13 protein-coding genes are annotated in these 16,931 nt (G+C 64.6%); 7 read left to right on the forward strand and 6 right to left on the reverse strand.

Features of this window, described 5'->3' with window-relative positions:
* Positions 1-15: 15 nt before the first annotated feature.
* Positions 16-2,964 carry a PAS domain-containing sensor histidine kinase gene (locus OUY36_RS00285; protein ID WP_267936156.1) on the reverse strand — a complete coding sequence of 983 codons (2,949 nt, stop codon included), beginning with the start codon at positions 2,962-2,964 and terminating at the stop codon, positions 16-18.
* Positions 2,965-3,272: 308 nt separating this feature from the next.
* Here OUY36_RS00285 and desA point away from each other — a divergent pair, with 308 nt between their 5' ends.
* Both desA and OUY36_RS00295 read left to right on the forward strand, forming a co-directional pair.
* Positions 3,273-4,463, forward strand: coding sequence for a delta-9 fatty acid desaturase DesA (gene desA / locus OUY36_RS00290; RefSeq protein ID WP_267938237.1), 1,191 nt, complete (start codon positions 3,273-3,275; stop codon positions 4,461-4,463).
* 124 nt (positions 4,464-4,587) lie between these two features.
* Entirely contained in the window at positions 4,588-5,586 is a 999-nt protein-coding gene (locus OUY36_RS00295) for a GGDEF domain-containing protein (RefSeq protein ID WP_102839157.1), read from the forward strand.
* Between the two features lie 8 nt (positions 5,587-5,594).
* On the opposite strand, the gene OUY36_RS00300 is transcribed toward OUY36_RS00295, so the two are convergent.
* The 5 genes from OUY36_RS00300 to OUY36_RS00320 all read right to left on the reverse strand — a co-directional run bounded on the left by OUY36_RS00300 (position 5,595) and on the right by OUY36_RS00320 (position 10,360).
* Positions 5,595-5,999 carry a VOC family protein gene (locus tag OUY36_RS00300; RefSeq protein WP_267936158.1) on the reverse strand — a complete coding sequence of 135 codons (405 nt, stop codon included), beginning with the start codon at positions 5,997-5,999 and terminating at the stop codon, positions 5,595-5,597.
* Between the two features lie 47 nt (positions 6,000-6,046).
* Positions 6,047-7,153 (reverse strand): agmatine deiminase, encoded by a 1,107-nt coding sequence (gene aguA, locus OUY36_RS00305; protein WP_267936161.1) that lies wholly within the window; start codon positions 7,151-7,153, stop codon positions 6,047-6,049.
* 94 nt (positions 7,154-7,247) lie between these two features.
* Positions 7,248-8,129 (reverse strand): N-carbamoylputrescine amidase, encoded by an 882-nt coding sequence (gene aguB, locus OUY36_RS00310; RefSeq protein WP_218422070.1) that lies wholly within the window; start codon positions 8,127-8,129, stop codon positions 7,248-7,250.
* Between the two features lie 126 nt (positions 8,130-8,255).
* Positions 8,256-8,912, reverse strand: coding sequence for a TetR/AcrR family transcriptional regulator (locus OUY36_RS00315; protein ID WP_267936166.1), 657 nt, complete (start codon positions 8,910-8,912; stop codon positions 8,256-8,258).
* Positions 8,913-8,986: 74 nt separating this feature from the next.
* Positions 8,987-10,360 (reverse strand): glutamine synthetase family protein, encoded by a 1,374-nt coding sequence (locus tag OUY36_RS00320; protein WP_063540311.1) that lies wholly within the window; start codon positions 10,358-10,360, stop codon positions 8,987-8,989.
* Between the two features lie 240 nt (positions 10,361-10,600).
* Between OUY36_RS00320 and OUY36_RS00325 the strand changes: the two genes are divergently transcribed.
* From OUY36_RS00325 to OUY36_RS00345, 5 genes are all read left to right on the forward strand, one after another.
* Positions 10,601-11,347 carry a gamma-glutamyl-gamma-aminobutyrate hydrolase family protein gene (locus OUY36_RS00325; protein WP_267931659.1) on the forward strand — a complete coding sequence of 249 codons (747 nt, stop codon included), beginning with the start codon at positions 10,601-10,603 and terminating at the stop codon, positions 11,345-11,347.
* A 42-nt stretch (positions 11,348-11,389) separates the two neighbouring features.
* Positions 11,390-12,748 carry a glutamine synthetase family protein gene (locus tag OUY36_RS00330; protein WP_063540313.1) on the forward strand — a complete coding sequence of 453 codons (1,359 nt, stop codon included), beginning with the start codon at positions 11,390-11,392 and terminating at the stop codon, positions 12,746-12,748.
* Positions 12,749-12,832: 84 nt separating this feature from the next.
* A complete protein-coding gene (locus OUY36_RS00335) occupies positions 12,833-14,191 on the forward strand; it encodes an aspartate aminotransferase family protein (RefSeq protein WP_267936174.1) in 1,359 nt (452 codons plus the stop codon).
* 214 nt (positions 14,192-14,405) lie between these two features.
* Entirely contained in the window at positions 14,406-15,503 is a 1,098-nt protein-coding gene (locus tag OUY36_RS00340; RefSeq protein ID WP_156245644.1) for an extracellular solute-binding protein, read from the forward strand.
* A 262-nt stretch (positions 15,504-15,765) separates the two neighbouring features.
* Complete coding sequence (locus tag OUY36_RS00345; RefSeq protein WP_267936178.1) at positions 15,766-16,851, forward strand: polyamine ABC transporter substrate-binding protein; 1,086 nt, start codon at positions 15,766-15,768, stop codon at positions 16,849-16,851.
* The last annotated feature ends 80 nt before the right edge of the window (positions 16,852-16,931 follow it).

A 16,931-nucleotide genomic window follows, 5' to 3' on the forward strand; every position in this document is an offset into this window, starting at 1 on the left:
GCGCTCACGGAAGCATCAGGGTTGATCTTGCATCGCCGGTGCGATCGGCAGTTCGCACCAGAAACAGGCGCCTTCGCCCGGCTCGGAATCGAAGCCGATCCGGCCGTGCATGTGTTCGATCAGCTCCTTGCTGATGGCCAGGCCAAGGCCGGTACCGTCCTTCTGACGGCTGTCGGAAGAGTCGGCCTGGGAGAATTTCTGGAAGATCCGCGTGTGGAATTCGGGGGCGATGCCCGGGCCCTGGTCGCGCACCCAGATTCGCACCCAGGCGCCGCGGCACTCGCTGCCGAGCGAGACGCTGCCGCCCGGCGGCGAGAATTTGACCGCATTGGAGATGAGGTTGGCCAGTACCTGCTGCAACCGGTCGTCGTCTGCCACCAGTTCTACGTCGGGCGCCTGCTGCAGGACCAGGGTGACGTCGTGCTTGGCGGCGTAGCCCTGGTTGGCGGCGATAGCCTGCTGCAGCTGCGCCGGCACTGCGAGGGCGCGCAGGTCAAGGGTCATCTTGCCGGCGACCAGTTTGTCCATGTCCAGCAGATCGTCCACCAGGCGGCCCAGGCGCAGGCTGTTCTGATGGGCGATGCTGAGCATCTGACGCATGTTCGGCGCTGTCTCACCCAGCGCGCCGCCGACGATCAGGCCGAGCGCGCCGGAAATGGAGGTCAGCGGTGTGCGCAGTTCGTGGCTGACGATGGACACCAGCTCGCTCTTCATCCGCTCGATGCGTTTGCGTTCGGTGATGTCGCGGACCAGGCCGATGAATTTGCATTCGCCGTGGTGGCTGATCTGCGAGACGCGCAGCTCGATGGTGAAGGTCTCGCCGGTGCGGCGCAGGGCGGTGAGCTCGCGGTTCTGTTCCAGTGCGCGCGAGGTGCCGCGGCGGGCGTAATGCTCCAGGTAGCCGTCATGAGCGGAGCGGTCCGGTTCGGGCATGAGCATCGACAGGTTGCGACCGATCACCTCGGCACTGCTGTAGCCGAAGATCTGCTCGGCGGCGTGGTTGAAGGTCTCGATGATGCCGCGCGCGTCGATGATGATGATGGCGTCGATCACGTTGTCGATCAGCATGCTCAGGTAGCGTTCGCGCTGCTCCATCTCTTCGCGGGCCAGGGCCTGATCGGTTACGTCCCAGATGAAGCCGTCGCACCACCCGAGCGGGTCGTCGCGCTCGCGCAGGACGCGGGCCTTCTCGCGGACGTAGACGGTCCGGCCTTCGGCATTGAGCAGCCGGTAGACGCCCTCGAAGGTGTCCTGCTCGGCGTGCTGTTGCGCCAGCGGCAAGTCGTCCGGATGAATCAGGCTGGCGTAGCTGCGCACGCGATCGCCGACGAAATCGCTGGCCGGATAGCCGGTCAGGCGCTCGATGCCCTCGCTGAGGTAGCTCATGCGGCGGCGGCCATCGTTACGGCAGCGGTAAACCACCCCGGGCAGGTTGCCGACCATGGCGCGAAAGCGGCTTTCGCTCTTCTGCAGCGCGCGGGTGGCCTCCATCAGCTCGGTGATTTCGGTGACGAAGCCGTGCCACAGGACGGTACCGTCCGGCAGGCGTTCGGCCGTCGCGCGGCCCTCGGCCCAGATCAGGCCGCGCTGCGGATGCTGAATGCGGAACTCGACCGAGCCGGTGCCCGCGCGTATCGCCAGGCGCAGCAGGGCAGCCTTCAGGCGCGGCAGATCCTGGGGATGAACATGGGCCAGCGCTCGTGACGGGTCCTCGAACAGCCGCTGCGGGTCCATGCCGTAGAGTTCGCGCGCGCCCTCGCTGACATAGAGAAAGGCGTAGCGACCGCTGGCGAAGCGCTTGAGCTGAAACACCAGGCCCGGTAGCAGGCTGGCGATCTTCTGCGCGCGCACCAGCAGCCGCTGCCGCCGCCGCGCCTGTTGCTGCTGTACGAACTGGTGCTGCCGCTGCGCACTGAAGCGCCGCTGCAACAGCACGGCCAGCATCAGCAGCAGCACCTCGGCGATGGCCCAGGCGAGGCTCCATTTGATCAGCAGGCGTTGCTCGGCCTGCAGGTGCTCCTCCTGCATGGCGCTGATGTCGCGCCAGACCAGGCTCGCCGCCACCGGCTGCCCCTGGGGCTCGCTCTGCAGCGGGATCTGGTTGAGCATGAAGGTGCGCCCGTCGGCCATGAGCAGGCGCAAGGCCATGCCGCTTTCCGGCTCGGGCAGCAGGCCCTGTTGCGCCCAAGGCAGGATCTGCGTGGCCGAGTGCTCGATCAGCAGCCAGTCGCTGCCCTTGCCCAGCTGGACCCCGCTGGGCACATCCGCGCCGGCGTTCTGCAACACCTGTCGATTGACCACCAGCGCCAGTCCCGCCGCCAGCTGGTCGCTCAGCGCCGGCAGTTCCGGCAAGACGCTGTAGCCGACTTCCAGCGCGCCGATCACCGAGCTGTTCGGCCCATCCAGGGCGCGCAGGGGGATGATTGCGCGGGTGCTGGCGCCGAGTGCGTCGACCTCCAGCCCGGTCTGGACGATGCCGTCGCGCAAGGCCCGTTGCAGCATCGGCCGCTGCGCCGCGCGCGGATCGGCGAAGTGCTCGGGTCGCTGCATGCGCAGCAGGGTGACCCCGGCCTCGCCCCAGAACACCTGCAGCTGCATGGCCTGATGCCGCTGCATCGAACTCCAGGCCGGCGCCAGCGCCGATCGCAGCCGCTGACGCAGCCGTTCGACACGGGCGTCATCGAGCGCCAGACCGTTGCGCAGGGCGCTGTCGATCAGGCGCACCTGGCGCAGTACCTCGGCATTGCCGGCCAACGCGGTGGCGACCATGTCGGCCTGGCGTCGCTGGTTCAGCTGTGCGCTCTGCAGTGCGAGGCTCTGCAGTTCGCCATGCGTGTCGACTTCGAGCAACCAGGCGGCATCGCGTGCACGGTAGTCGTTCAACGCCAGGCCACCGAACAGCAGCACCAGCAGCAGACTGCCCAGCGCGAAGATCCAGCGGGGGGATACACCGGTGTTCGTCATGGCTGTGCGAGCTGATCGTGTGCGGTGCTGCGCGCGACGTACGACATTTGCATGAGCCGCAACTTTCCAGGCAAAAAAACAATGATAGCTCTATGCCATCAGAGCCGATAGCTCGGCCTTCCGGCCACCGACGTGATCGACGCACAGGCGTAGCGATTGAAATGGAATGTGATCAAAAAGACATCAGGTTTCGGATGGTCGGTCAGGTCGCCTCTGGACTCGCATTGGCGGGGTGTTAGGCTGCTGACAAGGTGTACGCGGACGAAGGTCTCGTCGGCGCACCGTTATCCATGAGGCACCCCGTTACCATGTGGCACACCGGTTTACTCGACCTTTCGGTCTGGCAACTCATCGCGACCACGCTGCTGCTGACTCACGTCACCATCGTCAGCGTCACGGTCTACCTGCATCGCTACTCGGCCCACCGCTCGCTGGAGCTGCACCCGGCGCTCAAGCACTTCTTCCGTTTCTGGCTGTGGCTGACCACGGCGATGAACACCCGCGAGTGGACCGCCATTCACCGCAAGCACCACGCCAAATGCGAAACCCCGGACGATCCCCACAGCCCGGTGCACAAGGGGCTGCTGACCGTCGTGCGCAAGGGCGCCGAGCTGTACATGGCCGAGGCGAAGAACGGGGAGACCCTGCGCATCTACGGCAAGAACTGTCCGGACGACTGGATCGAGCGCAACCTCTACTCGCGCTTCCCCAACCTCGGCATCGTGCTGATGCTGGCCATCGACCTGGCCCTGTTCGGCGCCCTCGGCCTGACGGTGTGGGCGGTGCAGATGATCTGGATCCCGTTCTGGGCCGCCGGTGTGGTCAACGGTCTGGGTCACGCGGTCGGCTACCGCAACTTCGAATGCCGTGATGCCGCGACCAATCTCGTACCCTGGGGCATCCTCATCGGCGGCGAAGAGCTGCACAACAACCACCACACCTACCCGAACTCGGCCAAGCTCTCGGTGCGCAAGTGGGAGTTCGACATGGGCTGGGCCTGGATCCGTCTGTTCAGCATGCTCGGTCTGGCCAAGGTCAACCGTACCGCACCCATCGCCCATCGCGTCGAGGGCAAGCGGCATCTGGACATGGACAGCGCCATGGCGATCCTCAACAACCGCTTCCAGATCATGGCGCAGTATCGCCGGCTGGTGATCGTGCCGCTGGTTCGTCAGGAGCTGTCCCGCGCCGACGCCTCGCTGCGCCACCGGCTGCGCCGCGCCAAGCGCCTGCTGGCACGCGAACCGAGCCTGCTGCAGCAGGAGCAGCAGGCACATATCGAGGTCATGCTGGAGCAGAGCCAGGCGCTCAAGGTGATCTACGAGAAGCGTCTGGCGCTGCAGCAGATCTGGACGCGGACCAGTGCCAACGGGCACGACATGCTGGCGGCCATCAAGCAATGGGTACAGGAAGCCGAGGCCAGCGGCATCCAGTCGCTGCGTGAGTTCGCCGAGCACCTGCGGACCTATTCGCTGCGGCCATCTGTCGTCCCAGCATGACCTTCGATCGGCTCAAGCCCGGGGCGTAGCGGCGCCCGGAACTTTGCCTGCTGCAAGCTCTCTGAACAGCACTCTTACTTTGCAGTACCGCCACCTGGGTGGCGGTCGTTTCAGGAAGAAGGCTATGCAGCTGGCGAGCAACCAGGGTGATTCGAGAATGAGCATGCTGCCGGGTAGTGATGCGCAGACGCTGCTGGCGTTGATGCACGCGCGCGCGGAGGCGGAACGTCTGGGCGAGCGAGAGCAGTTGTTCAGCACGCTGCTGGGCGGCGTCAACGCGGTGCTCTGGGCATTCGACTGGCAGGCGCAGCGGATGATCTATGTCAGCCCGGCCTACGAGCGCATCTTCGGCCGCTCGCCAGCGCTGCTGCTGGCCGACTACGGTGAGTGGCGCAACGCGATCTACCCGGACGATGTCGAGTATGCGCAGAAGTCGATGCTTGCCGTGCTCGATGAGGGTGCAGTGGAGACCCGCGAGTACCGCATCATCCGCGGCGACGGTCAGCTGCGCTGGCTGAGCGACAAGTGTTTCCTTGGCCGCCGCGCCGAGCATGGCCACGGCCCGATCATCGTCGGCATCGCCGAGGACATCACCGAGAAGAAGCAGCTCGAAGGCGAACTGCAGCGTCTGGCGACCACCGACGTGCTGACCCAGAGCAGCAACCGCCGGCACTTCTTCGAGTGCGCGCGAACCGAGTTCGAGCGTGCCCGGCAGTTCGCCTCGCCGCTGGCGTTCCTGCTGCTGGACATCGACGACTTCAAGCGCATCAACGATACCCACGGCCACCAGATGGGCGATCAGGTGCTGCAGAAGGTCGCTCGCTGTGGCGCTTCGGTCCTGCGCCAGAGCGACCTTTTCGGCCGTATCGGCGGTGAGGAGTTCGCCGCCTTGCTGCCCGGCTGCCAGCCGGACCTGGCCGAGCAGATCGCCGAGCGCCTGCAACGCGAGATCGAGCGGGTGGTGTTCACTGCCGAGAATGGCGAGCGTTTCCGCGTCACCGCCAGCCTGGGTCTGACTTACCTGAAGGCCAGCGACCCCGAGCTAAGCGCGGTATTCGCCCGCGCCGATGCGGCGATGTACACCGCCAAGCGCCTCGGCAAGAACCAGGTGATCGTCGGCTGACGCGGCCGTTAGTCGAACCGCTCGTCATAACCGCGACCGAGAAACTGGATCAGGCAGAAGCCGTGGCCGAAAGGGTCGGCCAGCAACGCCAGGCTGCCCCAGCTTTCGGTCGTGATCGGCTGTTCCAGCCGCGCACCCTGGGCGATCGCCTTTGCCGTGACGGATTCGATATCGTCGACGACGAAATCCAGATGCACCGGCGTCCAGTGCCGCCCGTAGTGGCGCTGCTGGCTGCCGTCCGGCGTCGCTGCGCTGCCGGCGTTCTTTTGCAACAGGTAGATGGCCGCAGGGCCGCCGAGCAGTTCCACCGCGTACCCGCCCAGTCTGCGCCCGACCTGCAGGCCGAACAGCGAGCCGTAGAAATCCACGCCCCGCTCCAGGTCGTCGACGTCCAGGTTGACCAGAAAGTCCATCGGACCCTCCCTGCCTGGCGCCATGGCCCAGGCGCGCCGTTCTGCCGTTAGCGCACGAAGGGCGCCGGTTGCTGCTGGGTGATGCAGTGGATGTTGCCGCCGCCCAGAAGAATCTCCCGACCCGGGACCATGACCACTTCGTGCTCGGGGAATACCTCAGTGAGGATGCGCTCGGCTTCGCCATCCAGCGGATCGCCGAAGGCCGGCGCGATGATGCCGCCGTTGACGATCAGGAAGTTCACGTAGCTGCCGGCCAGGCGGATCGACGGGTCGCGCGGCTGGCTGCCATCCAGTGCCTCGACACCGGCGCACTCGGCGGCCGACGCATGCAGCGGGCCGGGGATCGGCATCCTGTGCACGGTCAGCGCGCGGCCCTTGGCGTCGCGTGCGCGCTGCAACACCGCCAGGGCGGCCTGGCAGCGTACGTAGTTCGGGTCGTTGGCGTCGTCGGTCCAGGCCAGCAGCACTTCGCCCGGACGGACGAAGCAGCAGAAGTTGTCGACGTGGCCGTCGGTCTCGTCGTTGTAGAGGCCGTGCGGCAGCCAGATGATGCGGTCGACCGCCAGGTGCTCGCGTAGCACCGCCTCGATCTGCTCGCGGGACAGCTGCGGATTGCGGTTGCGGTTGAGCAGGCATTCCTCGGTGGTGATCAGCGTGCCTTCGCCGTCGACATGGATCGAGCCGCCCTCGAGCACGAAACCTTCGGTGCGATAGCGATCGCAGTACTCGATCTCGAGGATCTTGCGCGCCACCTCGTCGTCGCGCTGCCAGTCGGCGTAGAGCCCGCCGTCTTCGCCGCCCCAGGCGTTGAAGGTCCAGTCGACGCCGCGCAGACCGCCGTTGTCGTCGATGACGAAGGTCGGTCCGGTGTCACGCACCCAGGCGTCGTCGCTGCTGATTTCCACCACGCGAATGCGCGGGTCATCCAGCGCGGCGCGCGCCGCCAGGTATTGCTCGGCGCTGGCGCAAACGGTCACCGGCTCGAAACGGGCGATCGCCTTGGCGACGGCGGTGAACGCCGCCTGCGCCGGTCCCGCGTTGTCCCGCCAGTTGTCCGGGCGCTGCGGCCAGACCATCCAGGTCTGGCTGTGCGGCGCCCATTCGGCGGGCATGTAGTAGCCGTCTTGGCGGGGCGTGGAACTGAGGGTGGTCATGGCTGAGGTCCTGGTAGGGTGGAAAACGGCGGCAGGCCTTTTCCACCACGTGGCGTCCCTGGTGGAAAACGCTATGCGGTTCTCCACCCTACGTTCATTCCGACGGCAGCGAACCGTCGAGGGTCTTGATCGAGCCGTACAGGTTCGGCCGGCGATCGCGGAACACGCCCCAGGCGCTGCGGATGTGCTCCAGCTGGTCGAGGTCGAAGCTGTGCACCAGCACGCCCTCGCTGGTTTCGTCCAGTTCCTCGACCTTGGCGCCGAACTGGTCGGCGATGAACGAGGAGCCGTAGAAGGTGATGTCGTAGCCGTCCTGCTCCTCGCGGCCGATGCGGTTGCTGGCGATCAGCGGCATCAGGTTGGCGCCGGCATGGCCCTGTTGCACGCGCTGCCAGTGGTCGCGCGAGGTGATGCTCGCATCGTGCGGCTCGCTGCCGATGGCGGTCGGGTAGAACAGCAGTTCGGCGCCCATCAGCGCCATGCTGCGTGCGGTCTCGGGGAACCACTGGTCCCAGCAGATGGCCACGCCGATCCTGGCGTAGCGGGTGTTCCACACCTTGAAGCCGGTGTCGCCCGGGTTGAAGTAGTACTTCTCGTGGTAGCCGGGGCCGTCCGGGATGTGGCTCTTGCGGTAGACGCCGAGCAGCTTGCCGTCGGCATCGATGATGGCGATGGAATTGAAGCGTGCCCGCCCGGCCAGCTCGAAGAAGCTGATCGGCAGCACCACCTGCAGTTCGGCGGCGAGCTTCTGGAAATGCTGGATCGCCGGGTTCTGTTCCACCGGTGTGGCCAGCTGCAGGTATTGCGGATTGGGTTTCTGGCAGAAGTACGGGGTCTCGAACAGCTCCTGGATCAGGATGATCTGCGCGCCCTTGGCGGCGGCCTCGCGCACCAGCCTGTCGGCATTGGCGATGTTGGCCTGGCGATCCCAGGAACAGGCCATCTGAGTGGCGGCTACGGTAACGACTCGGGACATGGAGCACCTCGCGGCTGCGGTTGAAAGGGCGGCGGCTATCGAAGGCGCAAATTTATTCGATAGTTATCCGGATTGATAGTGATCTGAATGTATTTGCGACCGTTTAGGAACACCGTTTATCGATATCTATCGATTAAAGCTCGGCGATTCTCGCTTCGGCAGGCACGGCGGCAGATACAGGCCGAGATAGGCATCGAACACCCGCATGCCTTCCTCGGCCATGCGTGGCGTCAGGCTGCCGTACAGCTGTATGGATCGAGCATAGACGCGGTCGCCGAGTTCCACGGCCAAGGCGAATACATCGATGTCCTGCGGCAGCGGAGGCAGGGCGAAATGCCGCTCGAACACCGCCTGCATGGCCTGGCCGAGTTCCAGATCCAGGCGCTGGTCGGTCTGGGTGACTTCACCGAGACCGTGTTGCGCCAGGATCAGCTGGCGGGCGGCGCTGTCCTGCTCGTAGACCCTGAGCATGCGCTGTTCGATCAGCCGCGACAGGTCGCGCCAGCTGGTCAGGCTGTGGTGATCGATGGGCTGTTCGAGACTCGCTCTGAACGTCGCGTGCACATCCGCCGTCAGCGCCGCGAGCAGTGCCGGCACGCCGGAGAAGAAGTGATAGACGGAGGAAGGCGGAATGCCCGCATGCTCGGCGACAGCATACACCGACAACGTCGCGGCACCCTGCCCGGCGAGCAGTTCACGGGCGCTGGCGAGGATCTGGCGAATGCGCGCCTGGCTGCTGGCGCGTGGGCGGCGACTGGTGGTCGCGGGGCTGGGCTTGGTCATCGGCCTATTTGAAGCCAGCCCGGCGGCGGATGCAAACCGCCGTGGCGGTCGCCCCGCAGCACACGGGCCTGCGGCTAGACGGTATGCAGATACCAGTTGTACTCCAGGTCCGAGATCGAATGCTCGAACTCGGCCAGCTCGCTCTCCTTGCAGGCGACGAAGATGTCGATGTAATCGGGGCTGATGTAGCGCGCCATGATCTCGCTGTCGTCCAGCTCGCGCAGGGCGTCGCGCAGGTTGGTCGGCAGGCTCTGCTCGACCTGCTCATAGGAGTTGCCCTCAATGGGGTCATCCGGCTCGATCTTGTTGGTCAGGCCGTGGTGCACCCCGGCGAGGATGCCGGCAAGCAGCAGGTAGGGGTTGGCGTCGGCACCGGCGACCCGATGTTCGATGCGTACCGCGTCGGGGCTGTCGGTCGGCACGCGTAGCGCCACGGTGCGGTTGTCCATGCCCCAGCAGGGCGCGTTGGGCACATAGAACTGCGCGCCGAAACGGCGATAGGAATTCACGTTCGGGCAGAGGAAGGCCATCGAGGCGGCCATGGTCTGCTGCAGGCCACCGATGGCGTGGCGCAGCGGTTGACTGTCCAGCGGGTTCTCGGTGGCGAAGATGTTGTTGCCATTCTTGTCGAGCAGCGAGATGTGCACATGCAGACCATTGCCGGCCTGGCCCGGATAGGGCTTGGCCATGAAGGTGGTGTCCATCTCGTGGTCGTAGGCGATGTTCTTGATCAGCCGCTTTAGCAGCACCGCGTAGTCGCAGGCCTTGATCGGGTCGGCGACGTGATGCAGGTTGACCTCGAACTGCGCCGGGGCGCTTTCCTTGACGATGGCGTCGGCCGGGATGCCCTGCTCCTTGGCGCCTTCGAGGATGTCCTGCAGGCAGTCGACGTACTCGTCGAGATCGTCGATCAGATAGACCTGGGTCGAGTGCGGGCGCTTGCCGGAAATCGGCGAGCGCGGCGGCTGCGGCCGGCCGTTGATGTTTTCCTGATCGATCAGATAGAACTCCAGTTCGAACGCGGCGCAGATGGTCAGGCCCAATTCGTCGAACTTGCTCACCACCTGGCGCAGCACCTCGCGCGGGTCGGCGAAGAAGGGGTCGCCGTCACGCTCGTGCATGGTCATCAGCAGCTGCGCGGTGGGGCGCTTCTGCCAGGGTTCCTTGCACAGCGTGTTGGGAATCGGGAAGCAGGTGCGGTCGGAGTCGCCGATGTCCATGCCCAGACCGGTGCTTTCCACGGTGATGCCGTTGATGTCGAGGGCGAACAGCGAAGCGGGGAGGTTGATGCCCTTCTCGTAGACCTTGTGCAGGCTGGCGCGCTCGATGCGCTTGCCGCGCACGACTCCATTCATGTCGGTGATCAGCAGATCGACGTACTGCACCTCCGGGTGTTCCTTGAGAAATGCGTTAGCTTCGTTGAGCTGAACGGCACGCGGCGGGGCCATGATGAATTACCTTAATTGTTAAAAATTTCAATCATCAGATGCTTGTCTGGGAGTCAATCGAAAAGCCTGATCACTGTCAATAGTAGCCGGCTGGCGCCCCATGAATGCCCATGCTGGGCCTTTTTTGGGGCATCCTTGCGCTGTGACGAGCGCAGCGCACGCGGCCGAAGTTCGGGCTATTGTCTATAAAAATGAACAAGACTACTCTCCGGTATGCCCCATTCGAACGACGAGTATCCCATGTCGCGCAAGCCTCTGATCGGCGTATCGGCCTGCACCAAGCAGCTCGGCCACCACAGCTTTCATATAGCCGGCGACAAGTACCTGCGTGCCGCGGCGATTGCCGGACTGCCACTGGTGATCCCGGCACTGGACGAGCTGATCGATCCCGCGACCCTGCTGGAAAACTTCGACGGCCTGCTGTTCACCGGCTCGCCGTCCAACGTCGAACCACATCACTATGGTGGGCCAGCGAGCGAACCGGGCACTCATCATGATCCGTTTCGCGACCGCCTCACCCTGCCGCTGATCCGAGCGGCGGTCGAGGCCGGCATTCCGGTGTTCGGCATCTGCCGGGGCTTTCAGGAGATGAACGTGGCCTTTGGCGGCACCCTGCACCAGAAAGTGCACGAAGCCGGCCCCTATCAGGATCATCGCGAGCGTGCCGAGGATCCGCTGGATGTGCAGTATGGTCTCAGCCATGCCTTGCATGTGCAGCCGGGCGGGCTGCTCGAGCGCCTCGGCCTGCCGCCGCAGATACAGGTCAATTCGGTACACGGACAGGGTGTCGAGCGCCTCGGTGCCGGCCTGCGCATCGAGGCGCTGGCCCCCGACGGGCTGATTGAGGCATTTTCCGTGGAAGCCGCGCCGAACTTCGCCCTCGGCGTGCAATGGCATCCGGAATGGCAGGTCCACTCGCACCCGCACTATCTGGCATTGTTCCAGGGCTTCGCCGAAGCCTGCCAGGCACGTGCACGACAACGCTGAGGCCGACCCCGTACGGCCACTTCCCAGCAACCCGAGGTCAACATGAGTATCAAGCTCGACCAGCTCACCGGCTGGCTGAAAGAACGCAAGATCACCGAAGTAGAGTGCCTGATCAGCGACCTGACCGGGATCGCTCGCGGCAAGATTTCACCGACCAACAAGTTTCTCGACGAGAAGGGCATGCGCCTGCCGGAAAGCGTGCTGCTGCAGACTGTGACCGGCGATTACGTCGAGGATGACATCTACTACGAGCTGCTCGACCCGGCGGACATCGACATGTTTTGCCGGCCCGATCCGAACGCGGTGTTCCTCGTGCCCTGGGCGATCGAGCCCACCGCCCAGGTGATCCACGACACCTACGACAAGATGGGCAACCCTATCGAGCTGTCGCCGCGCAACATCCTCAAGCGTGTGCTGAAGATGTATGCCGATCGCGGCTGGCAGCCCATCGTCGCGCCGGAGATGGAGTTCTACCTGACCAAGCGCTGCGAGGACCCGGACCTGCCGTTCCAGCCGCCGATCGGTCGTTCCGGTCGCCAGGAAACCGGCCGCCAGTCGTTCTCCATCGATGCCGCCAACGAGTTCGACCCGCTGTTCGAGGACATGTACGACTGGTGCGAGGCGCAGGGCCTGGATCTGGACACCCTGATTCACGAGGAAGGCACCGCGCAGATGGAGATCAACTTCCGTCATGGCGAGGCGCTGCACCTGGCCGACCAGATCCTGGTATTCAAGCGCACCATGCGCGAGGCAGCGCTCAAGCACAACGTCGCCGCCACCTTCATGGCCAAGCCGATGACCGGCGAGCCGGGCAGCGCGATGCACCTGCACCAGAGCGTCATCGACCTCAACACCGGGCGCAATATCTTCTCCAATGAAGACGGCTCCATGAGCCAGCTGTTCCTGCACCACGTCGGCGGCCTGCAGAAGTACATCCCCGAGCTGCTGCCGATGTTCGCGCCGAACGTCAATTCGTTCCGCCGCTTCCTGCCCGATACCTCGGCGCCGGTGAACGTCGAATGGGGCGAGGAGAACCGCACCGTGGGCCTGCGCGTGCCGGATTCCGACCCGCAGAACCGCCGCGTCGAGAACCGCCTCGCAGGCGCCGACGCCAACCCCTACCTGGCCATCGCCGCTAGCCTGCTGTGCGGCTACATCGGCATGGTCGAGCAGCTGCCACCGAGCCAGCCGGTCAAGGGCCGCGGCTACGAGCGCCGCAATCTGCGCCTGCCGCTGACGCTGGAAGCGGCGCTGGAGCGGATGGAAACCTGCCGCGAACTGGAGAAATACCTGAGCCCGAAATTCATCACCGGCTACGTCGCGGTCAAACGCGCCGAGCAGGAGAACTACCACCGCGTGATCAGCTCCTGGGAGCGGGAATTCCTGATGCTGTCGGTGTAAGGCCGCTTCCGCCGGAGCCGGCCGCAGGGTGGATGCGATTTTGGCGTTCACCGACCATGCACGAACTTTAACGAGAGGTGACTGATGAGCGATTCGCAAACCCTGCACTGGCAAGCGCTGAGCCGCGACCATCACCTGCCGCCGTTCACCGACTACAAGGCGCTGAACGCCAAGGGCACGCGCATCATCACCCGCGGCGAGGGTGTGTACCTGTGGGACAGCGAAGGGCACAAGATCCTTGATGCGATGGCCGGGCTGTGGTGCGTCAATCTCGGCTACGGCCGTGAGGAACTGGTCGAGGCCGCGACCCGCCAGATGCGCGAGCTGCCGTACTACAACCTGTTCTTCCAGACCGCCCACCCGCCCGCCGTGGCGCTGGCCAAGGCGATCGCCGACATCGCCCCGGCCGGCATGAATCATGTGTTCTTCACCGGCTCGGGGTCCGAGGCCAACGACACCGTGCTGCGCATGGTGCGCCATTACTGGGCAATCAAGGGCCGGCCGGAGAAGAAGGTGATCATCGGCCGCTGGAACGGCTATCACGGTTCCACGGTTGCCGGTACCAGCCTGGGCGGGATGAAGGCGATGCACGAGCAGGGCGATTTTCCTATCCCCGGCATCGAGCACATCGACCAGCCCTACTGGTACGGCGAGGGCGGCGACATGAGCCCGGAGGAGTTCGGCCTGCGCATCGCCGACCAGCTGGAGCAGAAGATTCTCGAAGTTGGCGAGGACAAGGTCGCCGCTTTCATCGCCGAGCCGATTCAGGGCGCCGGCGGCGTGATTATCCCGCCGGACAGCTACTGGCCCCGAATCAAGGAAATCCTTGCGCGCCACGACATCCTGCTGGTGGCCGACGAGGTCATCTGCGGCTTCGGCCGGACCGGCGAATGGTTCGGCAGCGACTACTACGGCCTCACGCCCGACCTGATGCCGATCGCCAAGGGCCTGACCTCCGGCTACATCCCCATGGGCGGCGTCATCGTGCGTGACGAAGTGGTGCAGACGCTCAACGAGGGCGGCGAGTTCTATCACGGCTTCACCTATTCGGGGCACCCGGTGGCCGCCGCTGTGGCGCTGGAGAACATCCGCATCCTGCGCGAGGAGAAGATCGTCGAGCGGGTCAAGACGAAGACGGCACCCTATTTGCAGTCTCGCTGGCAGGAACTGGTCGAGCATCCGCTGGTGGGCGAAGCCCGTGGTGCCGGTCTGCTCGGCGCGCTGGAACTGGTGAAAAACAAGAAGACCCGCGAACGTTTCGCCGATGCCGATGTGGGCATGCGCTGTCGCGAGCACTGCTTCCGCAACGGCCTGGTGATGCGTGCGGTCGGCGACACCATGATCATCTCGCCGCCGCTGGTGATCAGCGAGGAGCAGATCGACGAGCTGATCGGCAAGGTACGGCTGTGTCTGGATGCGACGGCCAAGGACGTGCGCGGTTGATTCGCGGCAGCCGGTGGAGGCTGGGCCAGAGGCGCCCTTCGCACCGCCGATTGCGCTCGGCTTGTTGAAAAAAAGGGCCTGACCTTGCCAGACTGCGCGCGTGCTGGAAGCCAGACCTACCACGGGGTGTGTCGATGCCGGCACACCCAGGCCGCCACGCTGTTCATGGCCTGTTCCACTGCCCCTACTAACGATGACAACAGGAGCTGCACGGATGAATCCCTTCGCCAAGACCCTACTTGCCATGACGCTGGCCGGCACCCTAGCCGGAGCTGCGCAGGCCGAGGAAAAGGTGCTGCACGTCTACAACTGGTCCGACTACATCGCCGAAGACACCCTGGAGAACTTCACCAAGGAAACCGGCATCAAGGTGGTCTACGACGTCTTCGACAGCAATGAGGTGCTGGAAGCCAAGCTGCTGGCCGGCAGCTCCGGTTACGACGTGGTAGTGCCCTCCAACCCCTTCCTGGCCAAGCAGATCAAGGCCGGCGTGTTCCAGAAGCTGGACAAGTCCAAGCTGCCGAACTGGGAAAACCTCGACAAGGATCTGCTCAAGGCGCTGGAACCGAGTGACCCGGGCAATCAGTACTCGATCCCCTACATGTGGGGCACCATCGGCATCGGCTACAACGTCGACAAGGTCAAGGCCGCGCTGGGCGACAATGCCCCGGTGGATTCCTGGGACCTGGTGTTCAAGCCGGAGAACATCGAGAAGCTGAAGTCCTGCGGCGTCGCCTTCCTCGACTCGCCGACCGAAATGCTGCCGGCCGCGCTGCACTATCTGGGCTATGCCCCGGACAGCGGCAAGGCCGACGAACTGAAGAAGGCCGAGGAGCTGTTCATGCAGATCCGTCCGCATGTGGCCTATTTCCACTCCTCCAAGTACATCTCCGACCTCGCCAACGGCAACATCTGCGTGGCGATCGGCTACTCCGGCGACATCTACCAGGGCAAGTCGCGCGCCGAGGAAGCGGCCAACGGGGTCAACGTCAGCTACAAGATTCCGAAGGAAGGTGCCGGCAGCTTCTTCGACATGCTGGCGGTGCCGGCCGACGCGAAGAACGTCGAGAGTGCCCACGTCTTCCTCAACTACCTGATGAAGCCCGAAGTGATGGCCTCCATCACCAACTACGTGCAGTTCCCCAACGGCAACGCCGCGGCTACCCCGCTGCTGGATGAGGCGATCCGCACCGACCCGGGCATCTACCCGAGCCAGGACGTGCTGAAGAAGCTGTACACCTTCCCCGATCTGGATCCGAAGACCCAGCGTGCCATGACGCGCAGCTGGACCAAGATCAAGTCGGGTCGCTGAGGCGACTGCGTACACCGGCCGGGCGATGCCGGCCGGTGCATGCACCCGATCCGGGCGCCGGGGCAATCCGCGCTTGGAACACCAGCACGAGGACACGGAATGCTTGAAGCCTTTGCAGCCACGTCATCTGCCCTCGTCTCCACCTGCCCTGAAACTGCAGTGGCAGTTGCACCAAATCTGTTGATTTCCAGAGGTTTTTCCAATAAATAGGCCGGCCTTTCCCGCCGGGACATGCGCGGCCTGTAACAAGAGGACTCATCCCATGCGCTCGACCCTCAAGTCGCTGATCGTCGCCGCCGCGGTAGCCGGAGCGACAGCCGCCCAGGCTGCCACCGTACATGTCTACAACTGGTCGGATTACATCGGCGAAACGACGCTGGAAGAGTTCGAGAGGGAGACGGGGATCAAGCCCGTCTACGATGTCTTCGACTCCAACGAAACCCTGGAAGGCAAGCTGCTCGCCGGCCGCAGCGGTTACGACGTGGTGGTGCCCTCCAACCATTTCCTCGGCAAGCAGATCCGCGCCGGCGCCTTCCAGAAGCTGGACAAGTCCAAGCTGCCGAACTGGGAAAACCTCGATCCGGCCCTGCTCAAGCAGCTGCAGAAGAACGACCCCGGCAACGCCTACGCGGCGCCTTATCTGTGGGGCACCAACGGCATCGGCTACAACGTCGAGAAGGTCAAGGCGGCGCTCGGCGTGGACAAGATCGACTCCTGGGCGGTGATCTTCGAGCCGGAGAACGCTGCGAAACTGGCCAGCTGCGGCATCGCCTTCCTTGATTCGGCCGATGAGATGATCCCGGCCATGCTCAACTACCTGGGCCTGGACCCCAACAGCGAGAATGCCGCGGACTACCAGATGGCTGAGGAGAAACTGCTGGCCGTGCGGCCGCATGTGCGCTATTTCCACTCGTCGAAGTACATTTCCGATCTCGCCAATGGCAATATCTGCGTCGCCGCCGGGTTCTCCGGTGATGTGTTCCAGGCCGCCGCCCGTGCCGAGGAAGCCGGCAAGGGCATCGAGATCGCCTACGCCATTCCCAAGGAAGGCGGCAACCTCTGGTTCGACATGCTGGCCATCCCTGCCGATGCCAGTAACGTCGACGAAGCCCACGCCTTCATCAACTACCTGCTGCGTCCCGAGGTGATTGCCGCGGTGAGCGACTATGTCGGTTACGCCAATCCCAACCTCAAGGCGGGCGAGCTGATGGATCAGGAGGTGCGGCAGGACGCGTCGGTGTATCCGCCGCAGGAAACGCTCGACCGGCTTTACGTTTCGGCCGAGCTGCCGCCAAAGGTTCAGCGGCTGATGACGCGCACCTGGACCAAGGTGAAATCCGGCAAGTGAGCTCCGGAGCGGCTGCGCTTGGCCCGGCCCGCCTTGGCCAAGCGCAGCCCGCTCTGCCGGGGTGTGCCAGCAGGCGTGCC

Origin of the sequence: Stutzerimonas sp. R40042, assembly GCF_026642215.1 — a bacterium.
Lineage (GTDB): Bacteria > Pseudomonadota > Gammaproteobacteria > Pseudomonadales > Pseudomonadaceae > Stutzerimonas > Stutzerimonas frequens.

Excerpts from the sequence above, each read along its gene's own strand:
- OUY36_RS00330 (WP_063540313.1), top strand. The coding sequence starts at position 11,390 with ATGAGTATCAAGCTCGACCAGCTCACCGGCTGGCTGAAAGAACGCAAG.
- OUY36_RS00325 (WP_267931659.1), top strand. The coding sequence starts at position 10,601 with ATGTCGCGCAAGCCTCTGATCGGCGTATCGGCCTGCACCAAGCAGCTC.
- OUY36_RS00320 (WP_063540311.1), bottom strand. The coding sequence starts at position 10,360 with ATGGCCCCGCCGCGTGCCGTTCAGCTCAACGAAGCTAACGCATTTCTC.
- aguA (WP_267936161.1), bottom strand. The coding sequence starts at position 7,153 with ATGACCACCCTCAGTTCCACGCCCCGCCAAGACGGCTACTACATGCCC.
- OUY36_RS00340 (WP_156245644.1), top strand. The coding sequence starts at position 14,406 with ATGAATCCCTTCGCCAAGACCCTACTTGCCATGACGCTGGCCGGCACC.
- aguB (WP_218422070.1), bottom strand. The coding sequence starts at position 8,129 with ATGTCCCGAGTCGTTACCGTAGCCGCCACTCAGATGGCCTGTTCCTGG.
- OUY36_RS00335 (WP_267936174.1), top strand. The coding sequence starts at position 12,833 with ATGAGCGATTCGCAAACCCTGCACTGGCAAGCGCTGAGCCGCGACCAT.
- OUY36_RS00345 (WP_267936178.1), top strand. The coding sequence starts at position 15,766 with ATGCGCTCGACCCTCAAGTCGCTGATCGTCGCCGCCGCGGTAGCCGGA.
- OUY36_RS00285 (WP_267936156.1), bottom strand. The coding sequence starts at position 2,964 with ATGACGAACACCGGTGTATCCCCCCGCTGGATCTTCGCGCTGGGCAGT.
- desA (WP_267938237.1), top strand. The coding sequence starts at position 3,273 with ATGTGGCACACCGGTTTACTCGACCTTTCGGTCTGGCAACTCATCGCG.
- OUY36_RS00295 (WP_102839157.1), top strand. The coding sequence starts at position 4,588 with ATGCAGCTGGCGAGCAACCAGGGTGATTCGAGAATGAGCATGCTGCCG.
- OUY36_RS00315 (WP_267936166.1), bottom strand. The coding sequence starts at position 8,912 with ATGACCAAGCCCAGCCCCGCGACCACCAGTCGCCGCCCACGCGCCAGC.
- OUY36_RS00300 (WP_267936158.1), bottom strand. The coding sequence starts at position 5,999 with ATGGACTTTCTGGTCAACCTGGACGTCGACGACCTGGAGCGGGGCGTG.